Annotated in this window: 4 protein-coding genes; all 4 read right to left on the reverse strand. The window is 67.0% G+C overall.

Annotation, left to right across the window (positions count from 1 at the left end; genetic code table 11):
- On the reverse strand, positions 1-1,211 hold a 1,211-nt coding region (locus JOZ76_RS23210; RefSeq protein WP_291702280.1), incomplete at its 3' end, for a class I SAM-dependent RNA methyltransferase.
- A complete protein-coding gene (locus JOZ76_RS23215) occupies positions 1,204-1,956 on the reverse strand; it encodes a TlyA family RNA methyltransferase (protein WP_291702282.1) in 753 nt (250 codons plus the stop codon). The genes JOZ76_RS23215 and JOZ76_RS23210, both read right to left, overlap by 8 nt.
- A gap of 7 nt (positions 1,957-1,963) precedes the next feature.
- Positions 1,964-2,566, reverse strand: coding sequence for a nucleoside 2-deoxyribosyltransferase (locus JOZ76_RS23220; protein ID WP_291702284.1), 603 nt, complete (start codon positions 2,564-2,566; stop codon positions 1,964-1,966).
- A gap of 216 nt (positions 2,567-2,782) precedes the next feature.
- Complete coding sequence (dxs, locus tag JOZ76_RS23225; RefSeq protein ID WP_291702286.1) at positions 2,783-4,684, reverse strand: 1-deoxy-D-xylulose-5-phosphate synthase; 1,902 nt, start codon at positions 4,682-4,684, stop codon at positions 2,783-2,785.
- Between the last annotated feature and the right edge of the window lies 1 nt (position 4,685).

The following is a 4,685-nucleotide window of genomic DNA, read 5'->3' on the forward strand; positions in this document are numbered from 1 at the left end:
ACATGCGGCGTGTGGCGGAACTGGTCGACCGGCGTGACGCCCTCGCATTTGTAGCCGCCATCGATCAGCAGGCGTGCGTCGCGGGCGAAGGTGGCGGCATTGCAGGACACCGCGATGACGATCGGCACGGCGCTGGCGGCAAGCTGCTTCGCCTGTGCCAGTGCGCCCTGGCGCGGCGGATCGAACACGACGGCGTCGTAATCGCGCAATTCCTGCAGGACGAGCGGCCGGCGGAACAGGTCGCGCGCCTCGGCTTTCACGGGCTTCAGGCCGGCCGTCGCCGCGGCGGCTCTCTGTAGCGCTGCGATCGCATTCGGCTCGCTGTCGAAGGCGGCGACGCGCGCTCGCTCCGCAAGGCGCAGAGCGAATGGTCCGACGCCGCAGAACAGGTCGGCAATGTGCTTTGCGCGTCCGCAATGCTCCGCCACGAGCCTTGCCAAAATCTCCTCGCCGGCGCTGGTTGCCTGCAGGAACGAGCCTGGCGGCAGCGTGACGCGCGCCGGGCCGATGCAAAGGACGGGCGCATTGCGCAGCAGCACCAACTCGCCGTGTCGCGTCAGACGTGCCAGACGATGCTTTTCGGCGACGCGCGACAGCGCCGCCACCAGCTGAGCCTTCAGCGGACCGGAGCCGCGGATGTCGACATCGAGGCCGCCTTCGGTCGCGGTGATCTGGATGTCGAGCGGCTTGCCGGTCGGTTTGAGCGGTTCGGCCAGCGCCCAGGCGGCCTCCAGCGCACCGGAAAGGCCGGGATCGAGGATCGGACAGCGATCGACCGGAATGATGTCGTGCGAGCCCGCGGCGGCAAAGCCGACCTTGAGCACGTCATGGCTGCCGAGCCGCGCATGCAGCGTGATGCGCCGGCGGCCCGCGCCATGGGCGTCGATCAGGGGCGCGACCGCGCAATCGAGTTTTGCCAGCCGCAGCGTCTCGACCACCAGGCCGTGTTTCCAGGCACGGTACTGCGCGACGTCCCAGTGCTGGATGGCGCAGCCGCCGCAGACGCCGAAATGCGGGCAGAATGGCGCGATCCGAGCCTCGCTCGCACGCTCGACCGTGACCAGCCGGCGCCGGTCCGGATGACCGGGAATGGCGGCCACCTCGACGGTCTCGCCGGGTAGCGTGTAGGGCACATAGATGTTGTCGCTATCCATCACGACGACGCCGTCGCCGAAATGGCCGACGTGATCGATGGTCAGCCGTTCAACCACGGCGCGCGCCGAGAAAGAATTCGGCGTTGCCATCGCCGCCCGTGATCGACGATGGAAACACCTCGATGTCTGTGCAACCGAGCGAAGCGGCAAAAGCCTTGATGTCCTCGCAGACTTGTTCGTGCACGGCCGCGTCGCGGACCACGCCGCGCTTGTCGTGGCGGCCCTGCACCTCGAATTGCGGCTTGATCAGCGCGAGCAGGTGCATCGGTGCGGCGGCCAGCGACAAGGACACCGGCAGCACGGCCTTCAGCGAGATGAAGCTGACATCGATCACCACGACGTCCGGCCGCGCCGGCAGCCGCTTGCCCTCGAAACTGCGGATGTCGGTCGCCTCCATGGAGACGATCTTTGGGTTGTCCCGCAGCGACGGGTGCAGCTGGTTGCGGCCGACGTCGAGGGCGAACACCATGGCCGCGCCACCCGCGAGCAGCACCTCGGTAAAACCGCCGGTCGAGGCGCCGACATCGAGACAGACATGGTCCTCGATCTCGATCGGGTAGCGCTCCAGCGCGCCGGCCAGTTTGACACCGCCGCGCGACACATAGGGGTGCGCGGGCTCGGCCTCCAGCGCGGCATCGATCCGAATCGCTTCGGAGGCCTTCGTAACCGGCTTGTCATCAGCGCGAACCAGTCCCGCTTCGATCGCCGCTTGTGCGCGGGCGCGGCTCTCGAACAGGCCGCGCTCGACCAGCAGGATATCCGCGCGCTTCTTCGACGAATTCTTGGGCGAGGCAGCAGCCATGTGCGCCTCACCGTCGCCGGACCGCACGCATCGCGGGGCGCGGCTTTGGTTTTGGCGGTGGCGCGAGCCGCTCGGCGGCAAGCCGCACGCAGGCTTCGAAGGCCGTGAGGTCATGCCAGGGATCGAGCGGAGGCAGGCGCGGGGCAATCAGCTGACAACCATGGACGTCGAGCCCATGGACGATCATCAGGTTGTCGGCGAGCCCAAAATCCTCGACCCAGAAGCCCTCGGCGTCGATCAGGCGGCCGTCGTTCACGGCCTTCACAGGCTCGCGCCGGCGCACCCGCTCTGTGTAGCTCCAGATGTTGTTGGAATAGCCGAGGCAGAGTTTTCCGCGGCCGGCCATGAAGCCGAGCTCGAACACGGTGCCGGCATCGGCGCTCGCGCCGCGAAACGGCGTCAGATTGGCGACGATGGCGTCGGATGCGATCATCATCGCCTCGTTGGCCGCGTAGATCACGCGCGAGGCATCGTTGGCCGCAAGGTCGACCGCGTTGTCGAGCGGATAGAGCCCGGTCAGGCCGTGGCGTGCGCAGATCGCAGCCTTGCGCTGCCCGACCTCCACCGCATCCGGCAGGAAAACATCAGGCCCTGCCAGATACACTTTCATCGTTCCCGGCGTGATTGCGTGGTGAGATCGGCTGAATTGAAGCCACGTCGGAGGTGCGCCCCCTCACCCCTTGCGGGGGAGGGGGGTACCCCACGACGAGCCGAATCCGTGGACCCCCGACCCCTTCCCGCAAGGGGGAGGGGAGAAGAGGCGGTCGCGGACACATGACTTGAATCAGCTCCAGATCGCTTGCGTTCAGAGCATTGCAGCCGCGGCTCAGGCCGTCTTGACGGCTTCGACCTTGTAATCCTTGCCGAGCGCCTCGAACACTTTTGCAACGATGCCCTTGGCGTCGAGGCCGGCGCGGCCATACATCGCCGCGGGCGTATCGTGGTCGAGGAAGACGTCGGGCAGCACCATCGAGCGGACCCTCACCAGGCCATTGTCGAGTGCGCCATGGTCGGTGAGCGTCTGCAGCACGTGGGAGCCAAAACCGCCGATCGCGCCTTCCTCGACGGTGATCAGGATGTCGTGCTCACGCGCCAGTTTCAGCACCAGATCGACGTCGAGCGGCTTCATGAAGCGCGCATCGGCAATCGTGGTGGAAAGGCCGTGGGCTGCGAGCTCGTCGGCCGCCTTCTCGCATTCGGCAAGCCTTGTGCCGAACGACAACAGCGCGATCTTGCTGCCCTGGCGGACGATGCGGCCCTTGCCGATCTCCAGGGGAATGCCGGCCTCCGGCATCTCGACGCCGCGGCCTTCGCCGCGCGGATAGCGCACCGCGCTCGGGCGGTCGTCGATCGCAACCTGGGTTGCGACCATGTGCACCAGTTCCGCCTCGTCGGAGGCGGCCATGATGACGAAATTCGGCAGGCAGCCGAGATAGGCGTTGTCGAACGAGCCGGCATGGGTCGCACCGTCGGCGCCGACCAGGCCGGCGCGGTCGATGGCAAAGCGCACCGGCAGGCTCTGGATCGCGACGTCGTGGACCACCTGGTCATAGCCGCGCTGCAGGAAGGTCGAGTAGATCGCGCAGAACGGCTTGTAGCCCTCGCTTGCCAGCCCGGCCGCGAAGGTCACCGCATGCTGCTCGGCAATGCCGACATCGAAAGTGCGGTTGGGGAACGATTTGGCAAAAATGTCGATGCCGGTGCCGGACGGCATCGCCGCGGTGATGCCGACCACCTTCTCGTCCTTCTCGGCTTCCCTGACGAGGCTCTGGCCGAACACGTTCTGGTAGGCCGGCGCATTCGGCTTGGCCTTGGCCTGCGCACCGGTCGCGACGTCGAACTTGACTACGGCGTGGTATTTGTCGGCAGAGGCTTCCGCGGGCCCATAGCCCTTGCCCTTCTGGGTCACGACGTGGAGCAGGATCGGCCCGGTCTCCATGTCGCGTACGTTCTTCAGCACCGGCAGCAGATGGTCCAGGTTATGGCCATCGATCGGGCCGACGTAATAGAAGCCGAGTTCCTCGAACAGCGTGCCGCCGTCCATCATGAAGCCGCGGGAATATTCCTCGACGCGGTTGGCGCGGTTGGCCAAGACCTTGGGCAGGCGCTTGTTGATTTGCTTGGCCGCCTCGCGCAGCGTGCGGTAGGTCTTGCCGGAATAGAGGCGGGACAGATAGGCCGACATCGCGCCGACCGGCGGGGCGATCGACATGTCGTTGTCGTTCAGGATGACGATCAGGCGGGAGTTCATCGCCCCCGCATTGTTCATGGCTTCATAGGCCATGCCGGCCGACATCGCGCCGTCGCCGATCACGGCAATCACGTTGTTCTTGCCGCCTGCGAGGTCGCGCGCCACCGCCATGCCGAGGCCGGCCGAGATCGAGGTCGAGGAATGCGCGGCGCCGAACGGGTCATAGTCGCTCTCGGCGCGCTTGGTGAAGCCGGACAGCCCGCCGCCGGTGCGCAGCGTGCGGATGCGGTCGCGCCGCCCGGTCAGGATCTTGTGCGGATACGCCTGGTGGCCGACGTCCCAGATCAGGCGGTCGCGCGGAGTATCGAAGATATAATGAATGGCCGTGGTCAGCTCGACCACACCGAGCCCGGCGGAGATCGAGGTGGACGAGTGGGCGGCGCCGAACGGGTCGTAGTCGCTCTCGGCGCGGCGGGTGAAGCCGGACAGGCCCCCGCCCTGGCGCAGGGTGCGGATGCGGCCGCGCCGGCCGGTCAGG

The sequence above is a fragment of the Bradyrhizobium sp. genome, assembly GCF_019244115.1.
In the GTDB taxonomy this organism is placed as follows: Bacteria; Pseudomonadota; Alphaproteobacteria; order Rhizobiales; family Xanthobacteraceae; genus Bradyrhizobium.

Bases quoted from the DNA above. Each gene is read 5' to 3' on its own strand.
- JOZ76_RS23215 (WP_291702282.1), bottom strand. From the start codon at position 1,956: ATGGCTGCTGCCTCGCCCAAGAATTCGTCGAAGAAGCGCGCGGATATC.
- JOZ76_RS23220 (WP_291702284.1), bottom strand. From the start codon at position 2,566: ATGAAAGTGTATCTGGCAGGGCCTGATGTTTTCCTGCCGGATGCGGTG.